Genomic DNA, 3340 nt, shown 5'->3' with positions numbered 1-3340 from the left:
GGCATGCGCATCCTTGCCGCGCCCCTGCCGGGCGACAGCCCTGTGTGCAGCGGCGAATCCGGCGCGGCTCCTCTGGGAGCCATTGAGCATATCATGAAAAATCCGCAAATGCAGGACGTCCGCCAGGCCCTGAGGCTGGACGCCTCTTCCCGCATCCTGCTTTTCAGCACTGAAGGGGATACCTCACCCGATCTGTACCGCCAGATTGTCTGGTATGGGCGCTGTGCAGGGGTGGAAGCAGAGTAGCCGCCAGAGCGCACAGGGCCAGGGCGGGCGAAAAAATCCAGCCTGCCGGGGATGGTAACGGAATAGAGAGACAAAAAGGCCGCACGGATGTTGTGCGGCCTTTTTTATATATCGCGAAAAATTAGCGGTATTGTTGCATCAAAAAGGAACCTTCGTCAGGCAATGCCCGGTGCCGGTTTCTGTGCGGGACGCATGCCCTTATGGCGCGGGGTATTCGGGGTGCAGGTTCAAAGGCTGCGCGCACCCATTTGTGCGGCGGCTTGAGCCTGTGCCGGGAAAACTATTTTCCGCGTATCCAGTAGGTCTCAAAGCCATCCTGCAGCCAGCCGTCCTGCACCTGGGTGCACCCTGCCTGCTTGAAAAGCTGGCGGTATTCGTCGCGCGTGCGCCGCCAACCCCAGAACTGCTGCCGCCGTATGCCCAGATAGTGCAGGAAGCCGCGGATGAAAATTTTGATGGCGTTGACGAAGCTGCCGATAAAGGAATCCTCTTCCAGCAGGGAAGCCGAAAGCAGGATGATCTCGCCCTCGGGGGCCAACTGGGCGCGCAGTTCCTGCAGCAGGTAGGTGAACTCGCGTGTAGGAATGCCGTAGTCCACGGTGGAAAGGTAGATCATGTCGTAGTGGACATCTGGGGGCAGGCAAGCCGGCGGCAGGCCGATATAGATGCGTTCGCTGGGAATATGCCGGCGCAGCCATTTCATGCCCACAGTGCTTGGCTCGTTGACGTGCAACTCCAGCTCGGGCATTTCCTCCAGCAGGATTTTTTCCATATAGCCCACGCCGCTGCCGATGGACAGCACGCGCACAGGCTCTGTGCGGGGCTGCGCTTCTCTGGCAACCTGATCCCGCAACTGGCCGATGAGCCAGCGGGCGTCTTTGCGCTTGTTTTCGCGCCAGACTGCAGGCAGATCGTCCCAGTCCTTGTAGCGGCGAAACAGCTCTTCGTAGAACACCGCGTAGAACTTGGGTTCCGCCAGATGAAAAAAGGAGATATGCGAAAAGGACGTAAAGGGTATGCCCTGCCAGCTTTCTTGATAAAATCGCCGCACGTCAAGCCTCCGATCATGGCTGCAAGTATGCGTTATTGCAACGCCGAAGCCACTTCACACACTGTCGAGTATACCCCAAGCCACCATAGGGCGCAATGCGCGGTCAATTGTTCTGCTGTGCGCCTTATGCCCCACAAAGGGCTGCCCGCATTGCGCAGGGCCGCGGAATCATTGGGCTGCGGGGGCCGGAATCAGCCCGGAGCAGGCTCAAGCAGTCCGGAGGCATCCGAATCCGCCCGAATCGGGCAAAGGGCAGTGGCTTGCCCGTGTACCCACATGAATGGCGTAGCGCGCAAGGGTGGCTGTAAAAAGAATCTTTGTCAATGCACAGGGGGCGACACCGTTTGGCGCCGCCCCCCGTGTTTCAGACTGTCATTTCAGGTTCGCAGGCTCCAGAGCGGCTCAACTTTGAAAAAGTTGGAACGCTCTGCGTGGATTTTTTAAAAATCCGCACCGCGAAGCGGTTGCAAGGCTAACTTGATTCGACCGTTACCATAAAGGAAATTACGGACGAAGATAGCAGCGATGATCCGTCGTCAGACAACCACTGCAAGCGTTACATGCTCTAATGGTCCTTGGAGCAGCCGTTACGTCCCTTTTTTTTGGGGAACAGCACAAAGTTCCAGTACACCACATAGAGGGGCAGAACCACAAACATCATGGCATAAGCCCAGCTCTTCGTATAGAGGAAGTAATCGTAAAAAGTATGGAATTCCATAATATTCTCCTCTCCCTGTTGGCTAGTGCTCATCCCTGAAGTCGGGGTGTTCGTACAGCACCGGCATGTGGTAGATGATAAAGCGGTACACGGTCACGATCATCGTTACCACAAAGATGGAAATGCATATTTCCCAGATGCTGGGGAAGTAGCGTTCCGCCGGGGGCAGGTTGTAGTTGAAGGCGATCATGGACACGTTAAAGCGGTTCAGAACGATGCCCAGCACGGTATTGGCCGAAGCGATGCGGCACAGGGTCAGATTGCGGTCGCGAGCGCCCTTGGCGTAAAGCAGGGCGGGCAGCAGCACAAAGCCCAGCATTTCAACCAGCCACCAGGCCCCGTAGCCCGAGAAGACGTAGGACAGGTTGGCCTGCACAAGCATGTCGATGAGCTTGAGCATGAAGTAGGCGAACAGGATGAAAGAGGCCGCGCGCGAGAAGCTGAGGACCACGCCGTCAGATTCGCGCAGGTGGGTTTCGTCCATATAGTGGTGCAGGCCCTTGTGGGCAAAGATGCCTTCAAAGATGACCATGGAGGCCCCGGCAGCCATGGAGCTGACGAAGAAGAACATGGGCATGAAGGGCGAGTACCACAGGGGGTGCAGCTTTTCAGGCGCAATCAGGTACAGTGCGCCCAGTGAGGACTGGTGCAGGGTGGACAGAGTGACGCCGAAAATGGTGAGCACGATGGTGCTGTGCACCACAAGCCTGCGCCACTTGATAAGGCAGGGGAACTTTTGCGACAGCCATTCCATAGGCGCCACGGAAAACTCGATGAAGAGCACCGTAACGTAGGTGGCAACGCACAGGCCCACTTCAAAGAGCACTGACGTGGTTCCCGGGAAGAAGAACATGAAGGGCAAACGCAACGGATGGCCCAGGTCATACAGCAGGGCTACGACCACGAAACCGTAGCCGAGAAAGGCCGTGGTAATGGCCGGGCGCACGGCGGAATGAAACTGTTTCATGCCCATGACGTAGCAGGCCACGGTGGTAAAGTAGCCGCCAGCCGCCAGGGCCACGCCGCAAAGCAGGTCAAAGCCGATCCACAGGCCCCAGGGCTGGGTGTTGCTCAGGTTGGTAACCGAGCCGATACCCATGGTAAAGCGGATAACGGTGATTATCAGCCCCACCGTCAGGATGATGGCGGTGATGATATTGCCCGGAGTGGGTTTGAGAAACTCATCCAGGTTAAACAGCTTGCCTTTGCTGGGAATGACGATGCTGTGCTGTGACATTTACTTATCCTCCCCGTGACCCGTGCACGCCGTTTCCCGGGCCTTGAGGGCCTCGGTCATGGCGCGGCGGGCCGTATCGGCAGCGCCC

The 3340-nt window shown here is 57.5% G+C and carries 3 protein-coding genes and 1 pseudogene; 1 reads left to right on the top strand and 3 read right to left on the bottom strand.

What is annotated here, in order from left to right; all coding sequences use genetic code 11:
* Positions 1–246: pseudogene (locus V6C16_RS09840) on the top strand (diaminopropionate ammonia-lyase); the annotation flags it as partial.
* A gap of 280 nt (positions 247–526) precedes the next feature.
* Here V6C16_RS09840 and V6C16_RS09835 read toward each other — a convergent pair.
* The 3 genes from V6C16_RS09835 to hmcC all read right to left on the bottom strand — a co-directional run bounded on the left by V6C16_RS09835 (position 527) and on the right by hmcC (position 3252).
* Positions 527–1297 carry a methyltransferase domain-containing protein gene (locus V6C16_RS09835; RefSeq protein WP_333534547.1) on the bottom strand — a complete coding sequence of 257 codons (771 nt, stop codon included), beginning with the start codon at positions 1295–1297 and terminating at the stop codon, positions 527–529.
* 565 nt (positions 1298–1862) lie between these two features.
* Positions 1863–2015: a hypothetical protein gene (locus V6C16_RS09830; RefSeq protein WP_291439032.1), complete on the bottom strand. Its 153-nt coding sequence runs from the start codon at positions 2013–2015 to the stop codon at positions 1863–1865.
* 22 nt (positions 2016–2037) lie between these two features.
* The gene (gene hmcC / locus V6C16_RS09825; RefSeq protein ID WP_333534545.1) at positions 2038–3252 is read right to left on the bottom strand and encodes a sulfate respiration complex protein HmcC; all 1215 of its coding nucleotides are present in this window, start codon (positions 3250–3252) and stop codon (positions 2038–2040) included.
* Positions 3253–3340 lie beyond the last annotated feature (88 nt).

Source organism: Desulfovibrio sp. 1188_IL3213 (genome assembly GCF_036763145.1).
Lineage (GTDB): Bacteria > Desulfobacterota > Desulfovibrionia > Desulfovibrionales > Desulfovibrionaceae > Desulfovibrio.
The sequence above is the reverse complement of the archived record's forward strand: the minus strand, read 5'-3'. Positions and strand labels throughout refer to the sequence as shown.

Coding starts and splice junctions, on each gene's coding strand:
- hmcC (WP_333534545.1), bottom strand. CDS start 3,252: ATGTCACAGCACAGCATCGTCATTCCCAGCAAAGGCAAGCTGTTTAAC.
- V6C16_RS09830 (WP_291439032.1), bottom strand. CDS start 2,015: ATGGAATTCCATACTTTTTACGATTACTTCCTCTATACGAAGAGCTGG.